The 20,635-nt window shown below is 76.4% G+C and carries 18 protein-coding genes; 6 read left to right on the top strand and 12 right to left on the bottom strand.

Going from position 1 to position 20,635, the window contains the following annotated elements; genetic code table 11:
* Positions 1-14: 14 nt before the first annotated feature.
* The 4 genes from ACSHWO_RS08365 to ACSHWO_RS08350 all read left to right on the top strand — a co-directional run bounded on the left by ACSHWO_RS08365 (position 15) and on the right by ACSHWO_RS08350 (position 3,575).
* Positions 15-482, top strand: coding sequence for an indole-3-glycerol phosphate synthase (locus tag ACSHWO_RS08365; RefSeq protein ID WP_361089613.1), 468 nt, complete (start codon positions 15-17; stop codon positions 480-482).
* A gap of 135 nt (positions 483-617) precedes the next feature.
* Entirely contained in the window at positions 618-2,018 is a 1,401-nt protein-coding gene (murC, locus tag ACSHWO_RS08360; protein ID WP_438310851.1) for a UDP-N-acetylmuramate--L-alanine ligase, read from the top strand.
* Between the two features lie 44 nt (positions 2,019-2,062).
* Complete coding sequence (msrB, locus tag ACSHWO_RS08355) at positions 2,063-2,470, top strand: peptide-methionine (R)-S-oxide reductase MsrB (RefSeq protein WP_361089617.1); 408 nt, start codon at positions 2,063-2,065, stop codon at positions 2,468-2,470.
* Positions 2,471-3,044: 574 nt separating this feature from the next.
* Positions 3,045-3,575 carry a hypothetical protein gene (locus ACSHWO_RS08350; protein ID WP_438310849.1) on the top strand — a complete coding sequence of 177 codons (531 nt, stop codon included), beginning with the start codon at positions 3,045-3,047 and terminating at the stop codon, positions 3,573-3,575.
* Between the two features lie 250 nt (positions 3,576-3,825).
* On the opposite strand, the gene ACSHWO_RS08345 is transcribed toward ACSHWO_RS08350, so the two are convergent.
* From ACSHWO_RS08345 to ACSHWO_RS08325, 5 genes are all read right to left on the bottom strand, one after another.
* A complete protein-coding gene (locus tag ACSHWO_RS08345; RefSeq protein WP_438310847.1) occupies positions 3,826-4,731 on the bottom strand; it encodes an NAD-dependent epimerase/dehydratase family protein in 906 nt (301 codons plus the stop codon).
* On the bottom strand, positions 4,728-5,825 hold the full coding sequence (locus ACSHWO_RS08340) for a cytochrome P450 (RefSeq protein ID WP_438310845.1): 1,098 nt from the start codon (positions 5,823-5,825) through the stop codon (positions 4,728-4,730). The genes ACSHWO_RS08345 and ACSHWO_RS08340 overlap by 4 nt, the downstream gene beginning before the upstream one ends.
* Before the next feature lie 293 nt (positions 5,826-6,118).
* The gene (locus ACSHWO_RS08335; protein WP_438310842.1) at positions 6,119-7,681 is read right to left on the bottom strand and encodes an AMP-binding protein; all 1,563 of its coding nucleotides are present in this window, start codon (positions 7,679-7,681) and stop codon (positions 6,119-6,121) included.
* Positions 7,681-8,433, bottom strand: coding sequence for a glycosyltransferase family 2 protein (locus ACSHWO_RS08330; RefSeq protein ID WP_385805351.1), 753 nt, complete (start codon positions 8,431-8,433; stop codon positions 7,681-7,683). The genes ACSHWO_RS08335 and ACSHWO_RS08330 overlap by 1 nt, the downstream gene beginning before the upstream one ends.
* Complete coding sequence (locus ACSHWO_RS08325; protein WP_438310840.1) at positions 8,430-9,455, bottom strand: 3-oxoacyl-ACP synthase III family protein; 1,026 nt, start codon at positions 9,453-9,455, stop codon at positions 8,430-8,432. The genes ACSHWO_RS08330 and ACSHWO_RS08325 overlap by 4 nt, the downstream gene beginning before the upstream one ends.
* A gap of 170 nt (positions 9,456-9,625) precedes the next feature.
* Between ACSHWO_RS08325 and ACSHWO_RS08320 the strand changes: the two genes are divergently transcribed.
* Together ACSHWO_RS08320 and ACSHWO_RS08315 are read left to right on the top strand one after the other, a co-directional pair.
* The gene (locus ACSHWO_RS08320; protein ID WP_438310838.1) at positions 9,626-11,122 is read left to right on the top strand and encodes a hypothetical protein; all 1,497 of its coding nucleotides are present in this window, start codon (positions 9,626-9,628) and stop codon (positions 11,120-11,122) included.
* A gap of 40 nt (positions 11,123-11,162) precedes the next feature.
* Positions 11,163-11,498, top strand: a complete 336-nt coding sequence (locus ACSHWO_RS08315) for a hypothetical protein (RefSeq protein ID WP_361089634.1) — start codon at positions 11,163-11,165, stop codon at positions 11,496-11,498.
* Positions 11,499-11,539: 41 nt separating this feature from the next.
* Here the strand turns inward: ACSHWO_RS08315 and ACSHWO_RS08310 are convergent, their stop codons facing one another.
* The 7 genes from ACSHWO_RS08310 to ACSHWO_RS08280 form a co-directional block, all read right to left on the bottom strand.
* Positions 11,540-12,871: a protein kinase domain-containing protein gene (locus ACSHWO_RS08310; RefSeq protein WP_385805349.1), complete on the bottom strand. Its 1,332-nt coding sequence runs from the start codon at positions 12,869-12,871 to the stop codon at positions 11,540-11,542.
* The gene (locus ACSHWO_RS08305; RefSeq protein WP_438310835.1) at positions 12,868-13,935 is read right to left on the bottom strand and encodes a PP2C family serine/threonine-protein phosphatase; all 1,068 of its coding nucleotides are present in this window, start codon (positions 13,933-13,935) and stop codon (positions 12,868-12,870) included. The genes ACSHWO_RS08310 and ACSHWO_RS08305 overlap by 4 nt, the downstream gene beginning before the upstream one ends.
* 110 nt (positions 13,936-14,045) lie before the next feature.
* Positions 14,046-14,705, bottom strand: a complete 660-nt coding sequence (locus ACSHWO_RS08300) for a vWA domain-containing protein (RefSeq protein ID WP_361089786.1) — start codon at positions 14,703-14,705, stop codon at positions 14,046-14,048.
* Between the two features lie 16 nt (positions 14,706-14,721).
* Positions 14,722-14,871 carry a hypothetical protein gene (locus ACSHWO_RS08295; RefSeq protein WP_385805347.1) on the bottom strand — a complete coding sequence of 50 codons (150 nt, stop codon included), beginning with the start codon at positions 14,869-14,871 and terminating at the stop codon, positions 14,722-14,724.
* Between the two features lie 47 nt (positions 14,872-14,918).
* Positions 14,919-16,622, bottom strand: a complete 1,704-nt coding sequence (locus ACSHWO_RS08290) for a TRAFAC clade GTPase domain-containing protein (RefSeq protein WP_438310833.1) — start codon at positions 16,620-16,622, stop codon at positions 14,919-14,921.
* A complete protein-coding gene (locus ACSHWO_RS08285; RefSeq protein WP_438310831.1) occupies positions 16,619-19,357 on the bottom strand; it encodes a GTPase-associated protein 1-related protein in 2,739 nt (912 codons plus the stop codon). The genes ACSHWO_RS08290 and ACSHWO_RS08285 overlap by 4 nt, the downstream gene beginning before the upstream one ends.
* Positions 19,354-20,634: a TRAFAC clade GTPase domain-containing protein gene (locus ACSHWO_RS08280; RefSeq protein WP_438310829.1), complete on the bottom strand. Its 1,281-nt coding sequence runs from the start codon at positions 20,632-20,634 to the stop codon at positions 19,354-19,356. Before ACSHWO_RS08280 ends, ACSHWO_RS08285 begins: the two co-directional genes overlap by 4 nt.
* Position 20,635: the final 1 nt, after the last annotated feature.

Raw genomic sequence — 20,635 nt, 5'->3', positions numbered from 1 at the left:
AGGAGAGGGCGTCCGTGTTCACGAGCGTTTTGATGATCGAGCAGCCGTTGACCGCCGTCGACGCGGACTTCGTCACCACCCTGCACGGGGACGACCCGGTCTCCTTCATCGTGCTCATGCAGCCCAGGGGCGACCAGGACCGGCTGCTGCGCGCCATCGACGACGTCGCCCTCGGCGAGCTGCCCGAGGCGATCCACGAGGCCGACATCCCCGAGGGGGAGGCCGCGCTCGGCCCCGCCGAGCAGGCCCTCGCCCACTCGCTGGAGGTCCTGCGGAGAAAGGGGGCCCGGGCCGACGGGCAGATCGTGCAGCACCACCCGCTCGACAGGCTGCGCGAGGTCGTCGAGGGTTCGAACGCCGACGAGGTGATCGTTCTGACCGCCCCGCACTTCGTCGAGGAGTTCTTCCACCGGGACTGGGCCTCCCGCGCCCGCCACAAGGTCGGGGTTCCCGTGCTCAAGCTCTTCGCCCACAACGAATAGGCTGGCGTCCGACACACCCGTCGAGCCCGTCGGGCCGGCCCGTACCGCGGGCCGTCCGGCAGACCCGCTCGGCACGCACGGACAAACAGCCCGTACAGCCCGTACCGCCCGACCCGCACCTTGGGGAGCCCCGATATGACGCCGCCGCCCGGCCTGCCGAACGCCATGGAACGCCCGCACTTCATCGGCATCGGCGGCGCCGGGATGTCCGGCATCGCGAAGATCCTCGCCCAGCGCGGCGCCCGGGTCGCCGGCAGCGACGCCCGCGACTCCGACACCGCCGGGGCGCTGCGCGCCCACGGTGCGACGGTGCACATCGGGCACGCCGCCGGCCACCTCGCCGACGACGCCACCTGCGTGGTCGTCTCCAGCGCGATCCGCGCCGACAACCCCGAGCTGGCCCGCGCCGCCGAGCTCGGCGTGCCCGTCGTGCACCGCTCCGACGCCCTCGCCGCCCTGATGGACGGCCTCCGGCCGATCGCCGTCGCCGGCACCCACGGCAAGACCACCACCACCTCGATGCTGGCGGTCTCGCTGTCGGCCCTCGGTCTGGACCCCTCGTACGCCATCGGCGGCGACCTCGACGCCCCGGGCTCCAACGCCCACCACGGCACCGGCGACATCTTCGTGGCCGAGGCGGACGAGAGCGACCGCAGCTTCCACAAGTACGCGCCGCAGGTCGCGATCATCCTGAACGCGGAGCTCGACCACCACGCGAACTACGCGTCGATGGACGAGATCTACGAGTCCTTCGAGACCTTCGTCGGCAAGATCGTGCCCGGCGGCACCCTGGTCGTCGCCCACGGCCAGGCCGGCGCGGCCGAGATCGCCGCCCGCGTCAGCGGCAACCCCCAGCTGACGATCACCACCTACGGTGAGGACGAGGGCTCCGACGTCTGGATCCGGAAGATCACCCCCCGCGGCCTGACCAGCGAGGTCTCGGTCGTGATCGACGGCCGCGAGATCGTCTTCACCGTCTCCGTGCCCGGCCGCCACTACGCGCACAACGCCGTCGCCGCCCTCGCCGCCGGCGTGGCCCTCGGCATCCCGGCCGAGGACCTGGCCGCCGCGCTCGGCAAGTACACCGGCGTCAAGCGCCGCCTCCAGCTCAAGGGCGAGGCCGCCGGCGTGCAGGTCATCGACTCCTACGCGCACCACCCCACCGAGATGACCGCCGACCTGGAGGCCATCCGCGGCGCGGCCGGCGACTCCCGGATCCTGGTCGTCTTCCAGCCGCACCTGTTCTCGCGCACGCAGGAGCTGGGCAAGGAGATGGGCCAGTCCCTCGCCCTCGCCGACTCCGCCGTGGTCCTGGACATCTACCCGGCCCGTGAGGACCCGATCCCGGGCGTCACCAGCGAGATCATCATCGCGGCCGCGCGCGCCGCGGGTGCCGACGTCACCGCCGAGCACGACAAGGCCGCCGTCGCCGAGGTCATCGCGGGAATGGCGAAGCCGGGTGATCTCGTTCTGACGATGGGCGCGGGAGACGTCACGGACCTCGGTCCGGCGATCCTGGCCCGCCTGTCCGGCTGACGGGCCGGACACGAGGGACAGGGCACGAAGGGAGCGGAAGAGTCATGGCGTACGAGGTCGAGAAGACGGACGAGCAGTGGCAGGCGGAGCTGACGCCGTCCGAGTACCAGGTCCTGCGGCTGGCGGGGACCGAGCCGGCGTTCCGCGGTGAGTACACGGACACCAAGACGCCCGGCGTCTACAGCTGCCGGGCCTGCGGCGCCGAGCTCTTCCGCTCCGACGAGAAGTTCGAGTCGCACTGCGGCTGGCCGTCCTTCTACGACCCGAAGGACACGGACGCGGTCGAGCTGCGCGCGGACACCTCGCACGGCATGGTCCGTACGGAGGTCCTCTGCGCCCGCTGCGGCTCCCACCTCGGCCACGTGTTCGAAGGTGAGGGCTATCCGACCCCCACGGACCAGCGCTACTGCATCAACTCGATCTCGCTGCGCCTCACCCCCGACGAGGGGTGATCCAGGGCGAGGGCTGACGTCCGCCCCCGCCGGGGTCGGATGGGGCCGTTGGCGGGGCGCGGGCGACCGCGTGGGCGCGGTGACGGAAGGCCACGGCAGTACCGTCGCCTTCCGCCATCAGGGTGAGCACCGCCGTCTGGCGGCCCGTGATCCGCGGCGCGCCCCCCGCCCCGCCGTACCGCGGGTCGCGGCCACCGACCGCTCACAGGACCGCGCCACCGCCGTGCCCGGGCGGCCGCCCGCAGCGGCCAGGGGGCGGCGGGCCGGGTCGCGTTCGGCGGCGACCTCGCCGACCGCCCGGTCGCACAGGGGCGTTCGCGTGCGAGAGCCGCGCAGCGCGCCCGAGCGGACCCGTGCCAGCAGGCCGGCGAAGGGGCGCAAAGCCTTGACCGCCGCCCCGTACCGGCCAACGGGCCGGTACGGAACGGCGGTTCGTCATGGAGGGTGAAGTGCTGGCCGCAGTCGGCTCGTAGACTGGTGAGTACCGGGGGGAGGCACGGGGCCCGGGCCGTGCGGCACACGCCGTGCCACGCCGCGCCACGACGCACCAAGAGGTGGACGAGCCATCCTGTACGTGATCATTGTCTGCGACGTGCTCTTCTGGGTGCTCCTGGCGGCCGGCCTCGCCGCCCGCTACGCCAAGGGATGGAGACGCTTCGGCGGCGCGCTCCTGCTGTGCGTCCCGCTGATCGACGTCGTGCTGCTCGCGGCCACCGTCCTCAGCCTGCGGGACGGGGCCGGGGTGAGCATCTGGCACGGGCTCTCGGCCGCCTACCTGGGCTTCACCGTGGCCTTCGGGCACGACACCCTGCGCTGGGCCGACGCCAGGTTCGCCCGCCGCTTCGGGGACGCCGCCGAGGAGCCGGAGCCGCGGCCCGTCCTGTACGGCCGGGCCCGCGTCCGGCAGGAGTGGCGCTCCTGGCTCCGCTTCCTGCTGGCGTACACCGTCGGCTGTGCCCTGCTGCTCGGCATGGTGTGGCTCGTCGGCGGCCTGGAACGCGGAGCCCTCCTCCTCGCCTGGCTGAACCCGCTCACCAAGATCCTGCTCTACAGCCTCCTCTGGCCGGTCATCGTGACGCTCCGCCCCGGCCGCGCCCCGGCCTGACGCTCACCCACGACCCCCGTCCTGCCCGCAGCCCTCGTCCACCGCCACGAAGCGCAGCTCGGAGGTGTACGCGTTGCCCCCGTCGTCGGTCGGTCACGTCTCCTCGGACGGACACGGGGCTGTCGAAGTCCACGCAGAACGGCCGGGTTTCGGCCGGCAGGACCGTGACCACGAACCGAGGCAGCCCGTCGGCGGGTCGGCCATGCATCCGCCGCGGTCGGGCTGCGGGGTGGCCGCGTGCCGGCCGCGGCTACGCGCCGCCCGGCAGGGTCGTCAGGTAGTGGTCCAGGGCGTGGCGCGGGGTCCAGCCCTGGGTGCGGGCGCGGGTGAGGTCCAGGACCACGGAGTGGGCCAGCTGGTCCACCGCGTAGCGGCTCAGCAGCGGTTCGCCGCCGCGGGCCAGGGCCTCCGCGGCGCGGGCGGCCGTACGGGCCAGGCCCGGCGGGAGGTGGCGGATGCGGGCCGTGATGCCGTGGGCGCGCAGCACCCGGAGCACCGTGGCGTCGCGGGCGTACGGGTCCGCGTCGGCCACGTTGTACGCGCCCGGCGTCCAGCCGGCCGCCGCCAGCGCCGCGTCGGCCAGGTTCTCCACCGCCGTCAGGCTGAGCAGGACGTCCGGGCCCGGCAGGAACAGGGTCCCCGCCCGCACCCGGGACACGATGCGGGGGAGCAGCGTCGTGTCCCCCGGGCCGTACACCGCCCGCGGCCTCAGCACCACCGCCCCCGCGGCGAGGGCCAGCGCCTCGCCCTCCGCCTTGGTCCGTCCGTAGGCGTTCAGCTGGCCGGTGCGCGGATGGCCCTCGCCGACCAGGCTGCGGTCCGGGCGGGGGTCGTACACGCTCGCGCTGCTCACCCACACCACCGGCCTGCCGCCCGCGGCCCGCAGCAGCCGCTCGGTGCCGCCCACGTTGACCGCGTGCATCTGCGCCTCGGCCGGTGAGCCGGGGGCCGGGTCGCCGACCGCTGCCGCGCAGTGCACGACGAGGTCCGTCCCGGCCAGGTCCGGCAGTTCGCCCGCGGCGTCCCAGAAGCGGTGCTCCCCGACCGGTCCGGGCCGCCGGCCCACGCACACCACCTGCGCCCCGCGGGCGGCGGCCGCCCGGGCCACGTGCCCGCCGCAGAAGCCGCTCGCCCCCGTGACCGCGATCCGGATCACGCGCCCGCCCCCTTCACGGTGAGGACCCGCCAGCCGGGCAGGGCCGCCCGCCGGTCCACCCGGGCCCGGACGACCTGCGGCCGGTACGGGGCCAGCGCCGCCAGTACGTCGGCCAGCTGGGCCCGGGCCAGCCGGGCGCCGGGGCAGGCGTGCGGGCCTGCACCGAACACCAGGTGGGCGTCGGCCGGAGCGGCCGGATCCAGGGGGTCGGGGTCGCGCCGGTGCGCCGTGGCGGCATGCCGGGCGACCAGCAGCAGCCGGTCGCCGCCGCGGACCGGGCAGCCGCCGACGCTGCCGTCCGAGGCGGCCACCCGCGGCAGCACCGGCGAGGCGGCGGTCACCCGCAGCAACTCGTCCACCAGCCGCGGCTGCAGCGCGGGGTCGGCGGCCTGCTCCCACAGCCCGGCGTCGGCACACCAGCCCACGGCCCGGGGCAGCGCGGCAACCGTGGTGTTGACGGCAGCCACGGCCACCATCGCCGCCAGCGCGCCCTCCGCCGCGGGTGCGCCCGCGCTCGCGGTCCCGCCTCCGCCCAGCAGGTCGCGCAGGGTGCGGGCCGTGCGGGCGGCTGCTGCCGAAGCGTCGGGGCGGCGGACGCCCGGGAGGTGGTCGCGGACCGAGGCCGCCGCGGCGTCGGCGGCCGCGAGGGCCACCGCCACCGGTTCCGCGTCCGTGCCCAGCAGGTCGCGGACCACGGTCCCGGACAGCTCCCGGGCCAGGGCCACCAGGTCCACTTCGCCTCCCGCGGCGAGGGGCGCGAGCCGTTGTTCCAGCAACGGGCGCCACCTCGCGCGCAGTTGCTCCACCCCGGTCGCGCCGAGCCCGTCGGCGAGGGAGCGCCGGTCCGCCCGGTGGGCGCTGCCCTCCTGGTCGAACAGCACGCCGCCGCCGGGGGAGCCGGACCCCGCCAGCGCCTCGCGCGCCGCGCCGCCGGTGGTGCCGGTGGCCGTACGGTCGAGCGGGAGCCGGGTCAGGACCTCCCGGTACGCGGCCGGGTCGTGGACCAGCACGGTCCGGCCGAGTCGGCGCACCCCGCGCCCGCCCCGCGTCGCGGCGAGCAGCCCGAACAGCAGCGGGTGGCTCCGCAGGTACACCCGCCGGTCCCGCCGCCGCGCCCGCCGGGCCGCCGCCGACACGCCCCCGGCGTCCGTGCCGGTACGAGCCCCTGCCGCGCCCGGGGGCACCGGATCCGTGCCCGCCGTTCCGGGCCGCAGTTGCGTCGGGGCGCTGGGTGCCGACGGGTTCGGGGCCGTCACCGGGCACCCCGTCGCGGGTCCGGGCGCGGCCGGAGGCGGTGTGCCGCGTACGGCTTCGGGGCCCGGGGACGCCGCCGCGGGCGGCGCGGCCGCCGCTGCCACGGTCGGCGTCGGGCGGGCCGCCGGGGCGGTCATCGGCCGGCCCCGAGGCGGGTGGCGGCCAGGGCTGCGGTCGCCGCGCGGTCCGGTTTGCGGGACCGGCCGGCGAGCGGGACGTCCGCGAACACGACCGCGTCGGGGCGGGCGGAGCCCATCCGCCGCAGCGGGTCGGCCAGCGCGGCCCGCAGCTGCGGTTCGGCGACGCCGCGCCGCGGCTGGACGACGGCCACGAGCCGCTCGTCGCCCGCCGCCTCCGCGGCCGCGCCGGCCGGGACGCCGACGAGCACGGCCAGCTCCACGCCCGGCACGTGCAGCGAGGGCTCGTACAGACCCGGGTAGATGTTCTCGGCGCGGCGCAGCACCATGTCCTTCGTCCTTCCTTCCAGCACGATGCGTCCCGTCCCGTCCAGTCGGGCGCGGTCGCCCGTCCGCACCCAGGGGTCGGGCTCCTCGCCCAGGTAGCGGTGTCGGGCCGCCGGCCCGGACAGGAGCAGCTGCCCGTCCTCGTCGGTCTTCGCCGCCACGCCCCGCAGGGGGGCGCCGACCAGGTCGCCGGGGCCCTCGTACGCGGCCTTCTCCCGCGCTTCGACGGCGGCCGCCGGGAACAGCTCGGTCAGCGCGTACACCCCCCAGGCCCGGGCGGCGCCCGCCTCCCGTACGCGGCCCAGCAGTTCGGCGCCGGCCGGGGCCGATCCGGTCCACACGCGTCCGTGGAACCGGGCTCCCGCGGCCAGGGCGTCGCGTAGTTGGGGTGGCGTCAGGTAGGTGTCGGCCGGCTCCAGGCGGTGCAGCTGGCGGGCCAGGACCCGCGGGGAGCGGGCGGGGAGGGCCACGGGGGCGCCGCGGGTGAGCGCGGGTACGAGCACGAAGAACGTGCCCCCGAGCACCGGCCGGTCCTCCCCGCCGCCCCCGAGCCCTCCGGGCCCTCCGAGCCCCCCGGCCCCCGCCGACTCCCCGGCCTGCGTGAACAGGGCGCTCACCGTCTCCATGCCGGCGGCCAGGCTCGCCCGCGTGTGCACCACGGCCCGCGGCTGCGAGGTGGTCCCCGAGGTGAAGACGATCACCGCGTCGGCGTCGGCGTCGGCGGTCCCCGCGGCCCCCGCCCCGGCTCCCGGCCGCGGCGCCCCCCGGTCCAGCGCCGGGGCGCACCCCGGCAGTCGCGGCCCGACGGTGGCCACCGGCCCGCCGAGCCCGGCCAGGTCGGGCAGGGCGAGCCGGGCCCTGCGGGCCAGCGGCCGGGCCCATCCGGCGACGGCCTGCGCGGCCGCGTCGGCCAGCACCAGCGAGGGCCGGGCCAGCGCCAGCCGGGCCCGCAGCACGTCGGGTCCGGCCCCGGGGTCGAGGACGGCCCCGCGCAGCCCGAGCCGCCACAGGGCCAGCAGCACGGCCAGGGCGCGCGGGCCGGGCCGGACGGCGACGCCGACGGTGTCCCCGGCGCGCAGCCCCCGCGCGTGCAGGGCGGCGGCGTACGCGTCGGCCAGGTCGGCGAGTTCGCCGCACGTGGCCCGGACCCGGGGTGCGCCCGTGCGGGAGGCGGTCAGGACGGCGGGCCGCTCGGGGCGGCTGCGCAGCGCGTGGTCGAGTCGGTCGAGCATCAGCGGGGGTCGTCCGTTCCGTGCGGGCCGCTGCCCTGGTCGAGGTACCAGCGGGCGGTGCCGAGGATCCCGTACGCCCGCAGCCGGCGGGTGGAGTTCTCCACGACCATGGACCGGCAGCGGCTGATCCGGTCGGTGTGGCGGCGTACGGCGTTCAGGAAGAGCCGGTCGGTGGGCGAGGGCCGGCGCGGCATGCCGCCGACCGCCAGGTACAGCTCGGCGGTGATGGCCATGTTGTTCCCGGCGTGCATGCGGTACGGGGCCCGGAACTCGCCGCGCCGCACGTGCTGCGGCCGCAGCCGTCCGAACAGCGCCGCGAGGGACACCAGGGCGGTGAACCCGGCCCGGCCCAGCGGGCCGTGCTCGTCGCGCCGGGCGGTGATCCGCCCGCACACCAGGCCCGGCCGGGCCGTCAGCGCCGCCCGCGCGGCCCCGGCCCAGCCGGGCCGGGGGAGGCAGTCGGCGTCGGTCCGGGCCAGGAGGGTGGCGCCCTGCCCGATCGCGTACCGGAAACCGGTGTCCACGGCGGACCCGACGCCCTTCTCCGGCTCCACCAGGACCCGTACCGGGAACGGCGCGCCCGCCGCGAACTCCCGGGCGATGTCCCCGGTCCGGTCGGTGGAGGCGTTGTCGACGACCAGCAGCGTGAAGTCCCGGTCCCGCTGTGCGGCGAGCGCGGCGAGGGTGTCGGGCAGCCGGGCCTCCTCCTGGTGGGCGGGCAGCACCACCCACAGCGCGTGCCCGCCGCTCACGACTTCTCCCAGACCATCGTCATGATGCTGATGCCGCCGCCCAGCCCCACGCACAGCACCCGCTCGCCCGGGGCGAGTTCCGCGAACACCCGGTCCAGCTGTACGCCGATGCTGGCGCTCGCGATGTTCCCGAGCTCGGGCACCGTCACCACCAGCTTGCCGTCCGGCACCCCGGTCAGCTCCGTGAACCGCTCCAGGTAGGGCACGGTGACCTGGTGCACCAGCACCTTGGCGACCCCGTCCCAGTCCAGGCCGGTGCGGTGCAGCGTCCGGTCGATGACGGCCGTGCCCACCTTCTCGAACACGCCCCGCAGTTCGTGCCCGTCGCCGCGGAAGTAGGTGTACGCGTCCCCGCGCGGGTGCCGCGACCCGCCGCCAGGGATGCCCCCGACCTCCCAGTGCTCCGAGTGGGTCTCGGTGTCCACGTCGAGGATCCCGCCGCGCTCCACGGCCTCCACGACCACGGCCGCGCCCGCGTCGCCGAAGGTGTAGCCGGCGAATCCGTCGCGGAGTTCGGCGGGGCTGCCCGGCGCGTACTGCACGGCCCGGCTCGGGGTCTCGCCGGTGACGACGAGGGCCCGCCGGGCCCGGCCGGCCAGGACCATCGCCCGGGCGAGGTCGATGCCGTTGATGAAGCTGTTGCAGGCGTTGGTGACGTCCAGGGCGTGGGCCCGCGTCCCCAGCTCCGCCTGCACGATGTGCGCGGTGGCCGGCTCGACCACGTCGCGGGACGCGGACGCGAACAGCAGCAGGTCGATGTCGGGCCCGGTGAGCCCGGCGGCGTCCAGGGCCCGGCGGGCCGCGCCCGCGGCGAGGGTGGACGCGTACACGCCGGGGCCGGCGATCCGGCGGGAGCGGATCCCGGTGGCCTGCGTGAGCAGCCTGGGCGGCAGCGCGAGGCCGCTGCGCCGCGCCACCTCCCGCTGGAGGGAGTCCGAGGTCAGGACCTCCTCGGGCAGCACGCTGCCGACGGCGGTGATGCCGGCGGCCCGGGGCTGCGGTTCGTACGACTGAAGGAACATGTCCTCACGATGGCAAGGCGCGCGCGGCCCGGGCCTGAGTACGCATGCTCAGATCGCACGCGCGTGCGCACGTTCCCCGGTGAGTACGACGACCCGCTGATCACACCCAACGGGGCGACAGGCGGGGCCCGTTTACATAGGGTGAGGGCAGACCACGGGGGAGGGGCCGCATGGCAGCACGCAGCTTACCGACGCTGGCGCAGTACCGGACCGACGGTGTGACCCGCCACCTGTGCGCGGGCGCCCACCTCGACGAGGACTTCGCCCGCGACGTCGACACCGAGCTCACCGAGGACCGGCTGAAAGCCATCGGCCTCACCCTCGGCATCGACCTGATCGCGCTCGCCCGCCACGCCCGCGCCGCGGTCCGCCGGATCGACTGCCGAGACCGGTACCTGACCTGGATCTGCGCCGTGTGCGTGTGGGCGGCCGTGCCGACCCTGCTGTACGCGGCGGTCGACGGCCCGGCCGGGCTCGGCTACGCCGCCGGCGCGGCGATCGTCCTCGGGTACGCGGCCGCCTGGGGGCTGGTCCACCGCACCGAGAGCGGGGCCCGCGGCGCGGCGCTCGCCGTCGAGCACGGCTCCGAACGGGCCGCCGACCTCGCGCCGGCCGTCGAACCGGAGGCGGAGCAGCGGCTCCTCGAACAGAGGAAGGCCAACGTCGTCCCGTACACGGCGAGCGCCGAACGCACCAATCCCTTCGTCGGCAGCGGCTCGAAGCTGAAGGAGATGGTGTGGCAGCCCATCGACGTCAGCCGGCCCGCCGATGACCCTGCGGGCGGCAAGCTGACCATCAAGCCGTTCGACGCGATCGACCTGCACACCTTCGTCGCCCGCGAGATGGAGAACATCGCCGGCCTCAAGGGACTGCGGGCCCGCAACCGGCTGTACGTGATCGGCAACCACGTCCCGTACGTCGGCCCCGAACTGCTCCCGGACCGGCTGCGCATGCCCCGCTCCCAGATCCCCAAGCAGCTCGTCCAGGCAGGCCTGGTCCAGTCCGGCGCGGGCATGCGCACCTACCTGAGCCTGGAGCGCGCCGGCGAGGGCGGCCGGGCCATCGTCTCCATGCACCTGCGGGCCCGGCTCCAGCACCCGAGCCTCACCTGGGAGGTGTCGGCGTACGGGATCCCCCCGCTGCAGGCCCGCTTCGACCGGGTGAACCAGCTGCCGGTGGACGGGTTCGAACGCTGGTGGAGCCTGGTCTCGTACACGACCGGCGCCACCCTTTCCCTGCTGCTCGGTGCGCCCCGGAGGGCCTCGCGCCGTTCCGCGGACCGGCGCCGGCGGGCCCGGGGTCTGGAGAAGTGGCGCCGCGAGATCGACAAGCGGCACCTGCTGTACGACTACGGGGCCGTCGACAGCATCCGCGAACGGGTCTCCGACTGGAAGCAGTTGGGCTTCTCCGAGCGCACCGACTCGCAGGACTTCCTGCAGCGGCTCCAACAGGGCGTGCTGATAGCGACGGAGCGGTTCCTGAAGGACCACAACGTCGACACCAGCTCCTACGACCAGGCGCAGCAGGTCATCAACACCCACACCTACAACTTCCAGGGCGACATCCACGGCCCCGGCAACTACGGCCCCGGCGGCACCATCAACGGCCACGGGGCGGGGGCCGGCGCCCACCCGTCCGGCGCCGCCCAGGGCCCGTCGCACCCCTGAAGCGGCCCCCGACACCCACCCACAGCGCGAGGAGGACCACATGGGCGGCAACTACACCTTCAACGGCAACATCAACGGCCCCGCCAACTTCGGGGACAACGGCGTCATCAACGTCGGGCGGCAGGACGGCGCCGCCGAGACCCTCCGGCTGGCGACCCAGCTCGCCCAGTGGCTCCGCGACCAGGGCGCCGCCCCGGCCCGGATCGAGGCGGCGGAGGTCCTGCGCGGCGAACTGGACCGCGCCGCGCAGGAACGCCGTCCCGCCGAGCCGGGGCTGATCCGCCGCTCCCTGGAGACCATCACCCTGGGCCTGGGTGCGGGCAGCGGCGGCCTCGCCCTGGCCCAGGAGATCGGCCGCCTCGTCGCCGGCGGCTGAACCCGCCCCGCCCCGCCCCGCCCCGGCCGGGGGCGGGGCGGCTACTTCGCGCGGACGACGGCGCGGGCGCCGCCGAAGTCCAGTTCCAGGCCCGAGCGCAGCGGGACCGTCTGGCCCGGGTCGATGCGCTGGGTGGTGCCGTCCGCCCGGGTGCCGGTCCACGCGTCGGCCGACCGGTTGGCCAGCCCGAACCGGCCCGGCTTCTGCGGGTGCTCGGTCAGCTGCGCCACCAGCGTCGTGTCGCCGTAGTCGTGCCGGACCGGCTCGGGGGCCAGGTGGTGCGCCTGCACCCGCGAGGACCGGTGCAGCAGGATGTGGTGCTCGGTGCGCGGCGGGGGAGTGGTCAGCACCAGCCGGGGCGGCAGTACCAGGGTGTTCCCGCAGCCCCAGCAGGCCCCCGGGGTTGCCGACCGGGGCTCGGTCATGTTCTGCCGCCCGCAGTGCGCGCACTCCACCACCGCGTCGTACACGGCCCGCAGGGTGTCCCGCCACTGGCCCTCGCGCACCCGGGAGGCCGGGTCGTGCAGGCCCGTGGTGAAGTTCTTGGTGAACAGGTCCCGCAGCGAGTCCGGGGCCGCCGCCCAGGTGGCCAGCACGGTCTGCTGCTCGGCCGGGTCGGGTGCGTTGGAGCGGTCCTGCGGGTCGAAGACGAACAGCGGCTGCTTCCCGTACAGCTTGCGCTCGGCGGCCTCGTCCAGGCAGTGGATCGCCAGCTCGCGCCGCCCCTTGAGCGGGTGGTGGTTCATCAGCAGCATGAACAGCAGCACCGACAGCGAGTGCAGGTCGCTCTGCGTGCCGGGGGTGGCCCCCGGGTCGCCGCGCACCAGTTCGGGCGCCATGAACTCCATGGTCCCCGAGATGCCGGTGCTGTCGCCCTCCACCACCGCGTTGTCGTTGTCGCAGACCAGCACGTCGCCGGTGGCCGGGTCGAAGAAGATGTTGCCCCAGGAGATGTCCCGGTACGCGATCCCCCGGGAGTGCAGCGCCTGGTACGCCTCGACCGTGTACAGGCAGGCCTTCAACAGGGCCCGCGTCGAGGTGCGCAGCTGCCGCCGGAACAGCAGCGGCAGGCCCTTGAACCGGTCCGGCCGGATGTCCATCAGGTAGCCGAAGCCGCCGCGCCCGTCGGCCACGAAGTCCAGGGGCCACAGGAAGCGGTCGTCGTCGAAGCCGCGGCCCACCAGCTGGCGGACGATGGCCTCCTGCGCGGGCGTCGCGCAGGCCGGGTAGTACCACTTGAGGGCCTGGTCCCCGGCCGGGGTCCGGACCCGGTAGACCTCGCCCTGGCCTCCTGCGCCGAGCAGGTCGAAGACGTCCACGGCGAGGCCGCCGTCGGTCGTCAGCCGGGTACCGCTGTCGAGCATGCCGCTCATGTTCCACTCCCGTGCGGGTCTGTCGTCGTGTCGAGCCCGGTCGCCGCGGGGCCGGCGTCCGCGACGCCGCCGTAGCCGCCGTAGCCGGCGGGGCCGTGGTCCGCGGGACCGGGACCGGGGCCGGGGCCGGTCAGGGCTTGGGCCGTGCCCGCGGTCGCGTCCGCCGCCCCGGCGGGCACCGCGGGGGGCGTCGCGGGCGGCGGGGGCGGCGGCGCCGGTTCCGGTACGCTGCCGGCCGCCGCGGCCGTGTTCCAGGCGGCGACCAGCGTGGTGTCGTCGCCCGAGTGCTGCGAGGCCTTGCCCAGCCATGCGGGCAGCACGGCCCGGACGGTGGCCGCGCCCTCCGCCGACAGCCGGTCGTCCAGCCCGGCCATGAACTGGAGGAACCCCCGGTCCGAGGCGAAGCTCTTGGACAGCCCGTCGGTGGAGACCGCAATCAGCCGGGGCGTCCGGGAGGGGGCCGTGACCGGCGCCCAGTGGGTCCGGACCCGCAGCCAGGCCTCCGGGGTGCACAGCGATTCCGTCTCGTCGCCCAGGTCGGCCTCCACGGGGGCCAGCGGCACGCTCACCCGTCCGTCGTCCCCCACCACGGTCAGCTCGCCGTCGCCGAGCTGCCAGGCCGCGAACACGCGGGGCGTGAGCACGGCGCCGACGAGCGTGCTGCCGTACAGCAGCAGCTTGTCCTCGTCGGTCAGGCCCGGCTCCTCGTGGGAGCTGGTCCGCGCCCAGTTGCCGAGCACCCGCTCCCGCCAGGCGCTGACCAGTTGGCGGGGGAAGGTGTGCTCGGCGTAGTGCATCAGCCAGGCCAGGCTCGGCGGCCGCTCGTCGCCCCGCGGCCGGGCGAGCTCCCCGAACTGCCGGGCCTGCTCGACGAAGAGGTCCACCGCGAACCGGGAGCCCAGGTGGCTGCGGGCGTGCACCGCCGACCCGTGGCCGTCGGCGACCGCCAGGATCAGCGGCTCCTCGGCGGTCCCGCGTCCCAGCGCGTCGCAGTAGTCCTGGTTGCGGGTCTTGTTGACGCCCTGCACGCTCTGCCGCAGCGTCTCCCACGGCGCCGCCGTCACGGACGGGACGGGCCGTGACACGGACGACGGCGCAGACGGCGGCTCGGGCGACGGCTCGGACGGTGCCTCGGGCGACGGCTCGGGCGGTGGCTCGGGTGACACGGGGCCGCTCACCACACGTCGTCATCGTCGTCGTCGAGCACCGGCGGGGCGTACGGCGGCTGCTTGACCATGCCGTCGCCGCCCGCCACCGGCTGGGAGGCCGCCTTGACCGCCGCCGTCGACGCCCAGCGGATCGCCGCCGCCAGCTGCTTGGGGCTGTTCGCGTCGAGCGGCTGGAGCTCCGGATTGCCGAGGAACTCCTGCAGGACGGTGCGGTCCGCGTCCGCGCCGATCGCGATGGCCACCCGGACGGCCTTGCGCCCCCACGGGGTCGCGTCCACCGCCCGCAGGCCGGCCTTCCAGTCGTCCGTCGGCACCCCGTCGGACACGAGGGCGAGGACCGGCTTGAGCGCGCGCTGCGGCATCGGCGGGGTGTCCAGTTCCCGGGCGACCAGCTGGAGCGCCTCGCCCAGGTTGGTCATGCCGTCGACCTGGACGTCCTGCCAGGTGAAGTTCTCCACCGGCACCGGGTCCTGGTGGTGCCAGCGTGCGGTGGTGGAGAACGTCATGGTCCGCAGCAGCAGCTGGGCCGCCGGATTGTCCTGCGCCACCGAGCGCATTTCCGGAACGGCCTCTCTGATCGCGTAGTTGAGCTGGCCGATCTTCTCGCCCTGCATCGAGTACGAGCAGTCGAGCAGCCAGATGAAGTGGACCGGCCGGTTCGCCATCGGCCCGCCGGGGATGTCACTCACTGCTGATCTCCTTCAACTCCCAAAGCCATTGCGGTACGTACTGCACGAGCGCCGCCAGTGCGACGGCCGCCGTCAACGCGACCGCCACCACGAGCAGGGCCAGCATCAGCCGCCGGCCGCGCGTGATCTGCGGTGTCACCATGGGGTGTTGCTCCTCTCCGCGACCCTAACCAGTCGCCCCGGCCCTCGTCACAGGCTTGATCGATCCGGTGTGCCGCGGCCGGCGGAACCACGCGGCCGGGGCAGCCGCGGGATGCGCTGCCGACCCGGCGGCCGCCCTGCACCGGCCTGGCCGTCGTTACCGCCGCCCCGGGCGGACGGGCCGCCGACCCGCAGCCCCGTCCGCGCCAGCAGCCACAGCACCGGCTCCGCCGCCCGCAGTCGCTCCGACTCCAGGGCCCCCGCACCGGTGGCCGCGCGGGCGCTGACCGCCCAGAAGCGAGCCGCCGCGAAGTCGTGGCCCAGCGACCGCACCAGGTCGCCCAGGCCGATGTCCTCCAGCCAGGCGTCCACCGGCCCGTCCCCGGGCCGCGGCAGCGAGTCCAGCCGGTCCAGCACGTCCCGCTTGGTCACCACCGCCGCCACGCCCAGGCGCCGGCGCCGGCCGCCCAGGCCCTGGAGCTCCCCGGTGAACCCCGCGTACGTCTCCACCGGGCCCAGGTCGGCGGGCCGGGCGGCCACCGCGAGCTGGCCGTCGCCCGCGCGCAGGGAGCGGCGCACCACGGGCGAGGCCAGCACGTCCGTGACCAGCAGCACCCCGTCGGCGTGCGCCAGGTACTGCTGGCGGCGGGTGGTGTCCGCGTCCCGCAGGGACTCGCCCATCGGGTCGTACACGTACAGCAGCCGCTGCCGCCGCAGCCGCCCGCGCCCCTTGCCCACCAGCAGCATCAGCGCGCGCGGCTGCCCGCCCTGGGTCTTCAGCGCCCAGCCGGTGGTGTCCACCTGCCGGCCGAGGGTGGTGCCGTCGCGCCGGTCGGTGGGGGAGGCGTAGTCGACGGTCAGCCGGGACCGGTGCGACCAGGCCGTCAGCCCGTCCAGCACGGCCGCCAGCAGCATCGTCTTCCCCGCGGAGGTGCCCCCGACCAACGGCAGGTGCACCACCCGCGTCGTGCCGACGGCCTGCGGCAGCCCCTGGTCGCAGTGCGGGCAGCGCGCGGCCAGCCCGCTCCGCCCGGCCAGCGCGGTCGTGGGCAGCGCCCGCCCGCAGCGGCAGACGTGCCGCACCACCCCGTACCGGCCGGCCCGCAGCTCGCGGTGGGCGGCGCCACAGCCCGGGCACACGTACACGGCCAGCGGGAACGGCCGGTAGCAGCCGGGGTACGGGCACTTCATCCGGATGCCGCGGACCAGCTTCCACAGCCGGTCCGCGCCCCGCCCGGCCAGCACCCCGGCCAGGACGACCGCCGTCACCAGCACCAGCTGCGCGGCGAACGCGACCGCGATGCCGGCCAGCAGCACCCAGGACAGCAGCGCGGACAGCACCGCGGCCAGCGCCATCCCGGGCGCGATCAGCCGCAGCACCAGGCGGCCGATCCAGTGCTCGGCCTCCTCCCCGGTGTAGCCGCTGCACCCGCGCAGCAGCCTGCCCCGCACCATCTCGTCCAGCCAGTGCCGGGTCAGCAGGTACCACACCAGCTCGGCGGCGGCCCGCGCGGCCCCGGCCGCGTCGGTCCACATCTGCAGCGCCCAGTAGGCCAGGTGCGCGGGCTCCGCCCCGGGGTGCGGGGCGGAGATCCGCGGGTCCGGGGCGCCGGGGGTGCGGGGCCCGAACGCGGACGCGGCGGCCTGTACCGCCAGGCCGAGGAACCGCCAGAGCGCGTACCCGAGGCAGACCAGCACCCCGATGGCCCCGGAGGCGTACAGGAGGATCTGCAGGCCCAGTTCGGGGCTCACGGCCGCCCGCCCTTCCCGTCGGCGTCCCGGCCGGCCGTCAGGTCGGGGTCCTGGGGGTCCCGGTGGGGGTCCCGGTCGGCGGCAGCGGGCGTCCCGGCCGGGCGGCCGGGGTCGACGGGCCCGCCGCTGCCGCCGCGGGGCGGCGGATCGGCGGGGGCACCGCCCCGGCCGCCGCCCTTGGCCGCGCGGCGGCCCGTGCCGCGGCCGGCCCCCCGGCCCGCGCCGGTGAAGCGGTCCCGCAGCCGCCCGAAGGCGCCCGGCCGCTGCCAGCCGCGGAACTCCTGCGCCCAGCGCCCGCCCAGGCGGCCCAGCTCCTCCTCCAGGGCCGCGAGCCCGTCCGGCGGCAGACCCCGCACCACCGGCCGCAGCACCCCGTCCAGGAGGTCCGTACGGGCCTCCTGCCACACCGCACCCGCCTGCGGCTGCGAGGACCAGGTCGCGAAGCACTCGGCCGCGTAGTGCGGGTCGAGGCGGAGCCGGTCCACGACCCGCGGGTCGCGCGCGGCCCGCCGGTACGCGGCCAGCAGTACCGCGTCGTCGCTCTCGATCAGGGCCCGCAGCTCGCTGTCGGGCCGGCCCTCGGCGGCCAGCAGCCGCCCGGCCACCGCCCCGTAGGCGTGGTCCCGGGCGGCCGGCGACGGTTTCAGCGTCCCCAGGTCCAGGGCCTGGCGCACCCAGCCCGGGCCGGCCGCGCCCGCGCGCAGGTTCCGGGCCAGCTCCAGCATCAGCAGCGACGGCCGCAGCGCGGGCGGGAGTTCGGCCGTGAAGTGTCGCAGCAGCTCCGGGGCCAGCTCCTCCGCCGCCCGGTCCTCGGCCGGGGCGTCCACCGCGGCCCGCGCGAGGAGCTCCCAGGTGCCGGACTCCCGGTGGGGGCCGGGGCCCGTCGCCGTGAGCAGCAGCCAGGCCTCGTGCGCACCCGGCGCCCCCTCGGGCCACACCAGTCGCATCGCGGTCCGCAGCACCAGCGGCTCCGCCTCCAGCGGGACCCCGGCCGCCTGCACCAGCTCGGCCAGCGCCCGCACCCGGTCCCCGCCCGGCTCCGCCCCCCGCTCACACATCCGCAGGTGCGGCAGGGCGTCGGCCGTCGCCAGCTGCAGCGGGGTCCGGGCGAACACCCGGGCCGCCGCGGCGGGATCGCCCGCCGCGAGGCGGTCCAGCCGGTCCAGGACGAGGGCCCGCAGCCCGGGCAGCCCGTCCAGCGCGTCCCGCACCGGTGCGCCGTACGTCCCCTCCGGGTCGGCGAGCAGCGCCCGCGCCAGGTGCCGGGCCACCTCCGGCAGTACGTCGGCGGTGTCGATGCCGAGCTCGCCGCCGACCCGCAGCAGGTCCACCCGGTCCGCCGGCCCGCGCTGAGGGTCGGCCAGCGCCGCCCGCAGCTCCGGCTCCAGCTCCGCGCCGAGCTGCAACCGGGCCGGCCCGCCCAGCAGCCCGGCCGAGGGGGCGGGGCCGCCGGAGCGCACCGCCCGGGCGAGGGCGAGCGCCGCGAGGGGTTCCGTCACCGCCACGGGGGCCCACCCGGCCAGCGCCGCCAGGAGCCGTCCGCACGCGGCGGCCTCGGCGGCCGCAGCCTCAGCGTCCCCGCCGCCCGCGTCCCCGCCGCCCGCGTCCCCGCCGCCCGCGTCCCCGCCGCCCGCGTCCCCGCCGCCCGCGTCCCCGCCGTCCGCGCCACCGCCTCCGCCGCCGTCCCCGGCCCGGTCCCTGCTCCTGTCCGCCGGCTCGCCCAGGGCAGCGGCCAGTGCCTGGAGCCGCCCGCCGTCCAGCGCCTCCCGGTGCTCCGCCGCCCAGTCGGCGGCCGCCGCCCGGCCCGCCGGGTCCAGGCGGATCCCCGCCGTCAGGGCGAGCGCTGCCAGCGGCCCGGCCGCGTACGGCTCCGCGGACAGCCGCCTGACCTCCGCGAACAGCTCCTGGCGCGCCGCCCGCCAGACCCGTGCCGCGGTCTGCGCCCAGGCGTCGGGGGCAGGGGCGGGGCCCGCCGCCCGGGCGGCGTCGTACACCCGGTAGCGGTGCTCCTGTCCGGCCAGGCCGAGCCCGTCGTCCGGGAGCACGCCGACGATCTGCTGCCGGGCGAGCTGCGGCCGCCGGGTGTACGTGGTGAAGGTCAGCCACTGGCCCCGCTGGTGCGGCAGCACGCTGCACGCCAGCATGATCCAGCGGGCCGCGGCCTCGCTGTCCGGCTCCACCACGACGATCTGCGGGGCCGCGGGATCCTCGCCGAGCCGCCGCACGTCTGCGAAGAACCCGGCGAGCCAGCGCCCGCGGGCGGTCACGAACTCCGCCAGCGCCCGCCGGTCCAGCGGCCCCGGCGCGGGCACCGAAGCCAGGGGCGGCAGGGGCGTCCCGGCCGGCGGGCTCTCGTCGGCCCACTGCGGGGAGCCCCAGGACGTGATCGGCAGCGGCCCCCCGGCCGGCCGGTCCGGCCCGGCGGGCTGCGGCAGGTGCACGGCGTGGGCGTGGAAGTTGCCCCAACGGCCGCTGTAGTCCGCGCCGGTGTACACGGAGCGGGCCAGCAGCCGGCTGCCGTCGGCGAGCACGTTCAGGCTCAACGCCTGCGGGAAGGCGCGCAGCTGCTCCGGGCCGGGGCGCGGCGGGGCGTCCCGGGGCGGCTCGTACCCGATCAGCTGCTCGGCCTCGCGCAGCAGCGACGCCGGCACGCCCGGGCTGACCGCGGTGAACCGGAAGCCCGAGCCGTCCGGGCCGGGCGGGGCCGAGGTGTAGTGCAGTTGCGCGAGGTTCACGCCTCTCCTCCCGATCCGGTACGCCGGATGCCGGCGCCCGCACCACTGGCGGCCGGGGTGCGCCGCAGCAGCCCGTCCAGCCCCAGCAGCCACAGCAGCGGGTCTTCGACGCGCAGCGGCTGCGGACCGGACTTGGGGGCGTCGGACGGGGACCCCGCGGGCGGCGGGGAGCCCAGCGCCGAGATCCCGAACAGCGACAGCTGCGCGAAGTCCCGCTCCAGCTGCCGGAACAGCGCCCCCGAGTCCCAGCTGTCGAGCAGGGCGCGCATCTCCTCGTGCACGGCCAGCCGGTCCTCGTCGTCCACCGCACCTCCCGAGTGGTCGGCGTTGCGCCGCAGCGGGGAGTGCGGGCCCACCAGCGAGAACAGGGAGTCCGTCTTGGTGACGGCGACGGCCACAGGGGTGGTGACCCGGCCCCGGCTGCTACCCCGGCCGTGGGCGCGCAGCTGCGCCGCGAGGTCGGCCGCGATCTGCTGCGGCGGGGTCTCCACGGTCGGCAGCGGCAGCCCGGAGTCCACGGGCAGCTGGTCCCGTACGGCCCGCATCTGCAGCGGGTCGACGAGCAGGACGATCCCGTCGGCGGCGGCCAGGTAGTGGGTGTAGCGGTCCATGGCCTCGGCGCTCCCGAGGTCCTCGCCGGCCGCGTCGAAGAAGACGAGCGCGGTGTGCCGGCTGCCGTCGCCGAGGAGGCGGCGGCGCAGCGGCAGGCTGAGCCGGTACAGCAGCGGGTCGTTGAAGCCCAGTGCCGCCGGCCTGGTCGCCTCGGGCAGCCGCAGCCGGTCGTACAGGTCCTCGGCCATCTCCCGGTCGCGGCGCTGGGTCTCGCCGCCCATCGCCGTGATGGAGGCGCCGTACGCGCGGCCGACCCGGTTGCGGAGCTCGTTGATCAGTACGGAGACGTACGTGCTCTTCCCGGAGGCCTTCGGGCCGAGCAGGGCGATGATCCGGGTGTCCTGGTCGCAGTAGTCGCTGGGGAAGTCGCTGTGGCAGCGCAGGCAGACCCGGACCGGGGTGGACACCCCGCAGTGGGGGCAGTCCGCGCGGGAGGCGCCGCCGACGCCGAGACGGCCGGCGAGGCCGCGCGGGCCGGGGAAGACGGGGCCGCGCAGGGTGAGCGCGGGCGGCACGCTCGGACCCATGAACTCGGCCCACACGGTGTCGAGTTCGGCGGTGCAGGGTTTGCCCCCGCGCACCCCGGTCGCGGACATCTGGCAGCGGAACGGCAGCCGGGCGGCGGAGGAGCGGTCGAAGCAGTAGGGGCAGACGACGGAGGTCATG

Source organism: Streptomyces pallidus (ex Mingjun et al. 2026), assembly GCF_051550185.1.
In the GTDB taxonomy this organism is placed as follows: domain Bacteria; phylum Actinomycetota; class Actinomycetes; order Streptomycetales; family Streptomycetaceae; genus Streptomyces.
Note: the sequence above shows the minus strand (reverse complement) of the source record. Positions and strands in the feature narration are given on the sequence as shown.

Bases quoted from the DNA above. Each gene is read 5' to 3' on its own strand.
- ACSHWO_RS08320 (WP_438310838.1), top strand. From the start codon at position 9,626: ATGGCAGCACGCAGCTTACCGACGCTGGCGCAGTACCGGACCGACGGT.
- ACSHWO_RS08295 (WP_385805347.1), bottom strand. From the start codon at position 14,871: ATGGTGACACCGCAGATCACGCGCGGCCGGCGGCTGATGCTGGCCCTG.
- msrB (WP_361089617.1), top strand. From the start codon at position 2,063: ATGGCGTACGAGGTCGAGAAGACGGACGAGCAGTGGCAGGCGGAGCTG.
- murC (WP_438310851.1), top strand. From the start codon at position 618: ATGACGCCGCCGCCCGGCCTGCCGAACGCCATGGAACGCCCGCACTTC.
- ACSHWO_RS08325 (WP_438310840.1), bottom strand. From the start codon at position 9,455: ATGTTCCTTCAGTCGTACGAACCGCAGCCCCGGGCCGCCGGCATCACC.
- ACSHWO_RS08280 (WP_438310829.1), bottom strand. From the start codon at position 20,634: ATGACCTCCGTCGTCTGCCCCTACTGCTTCGACCGCTCCTCCGCCGCC.
- ACSHWO_RS08315 (WP_361089634.1), top strand. From the start codon at position 11,163: ATGGGCGGCAACTACACCTTCAACGGCAACATCAACGGCCCCGCCAAC.
- ACSHWO_RS08335 (WP_438310842.1), bottom strand. From the start codon at position 7,681: ATGCTCGACCGACTCGACCACGCGCTGCGCAGCCGCCCCGAGCGGCCC.
- ACSHWO_RS08300 (WP_361089786.1), bottom strand. From the start codon at position 14,705: ATGGCGAACCGGCCGGTCCACTTCATCTGGCTGCTCGACTGCTCGTAC.
- ACSHWO_RS08310 (WP_385805349.1), bottom strand. From the start codon at position 12,871: ATGAGCGGCATGCTCGACAGCGGTACCCGGCTGACGACCGACGGCGGC.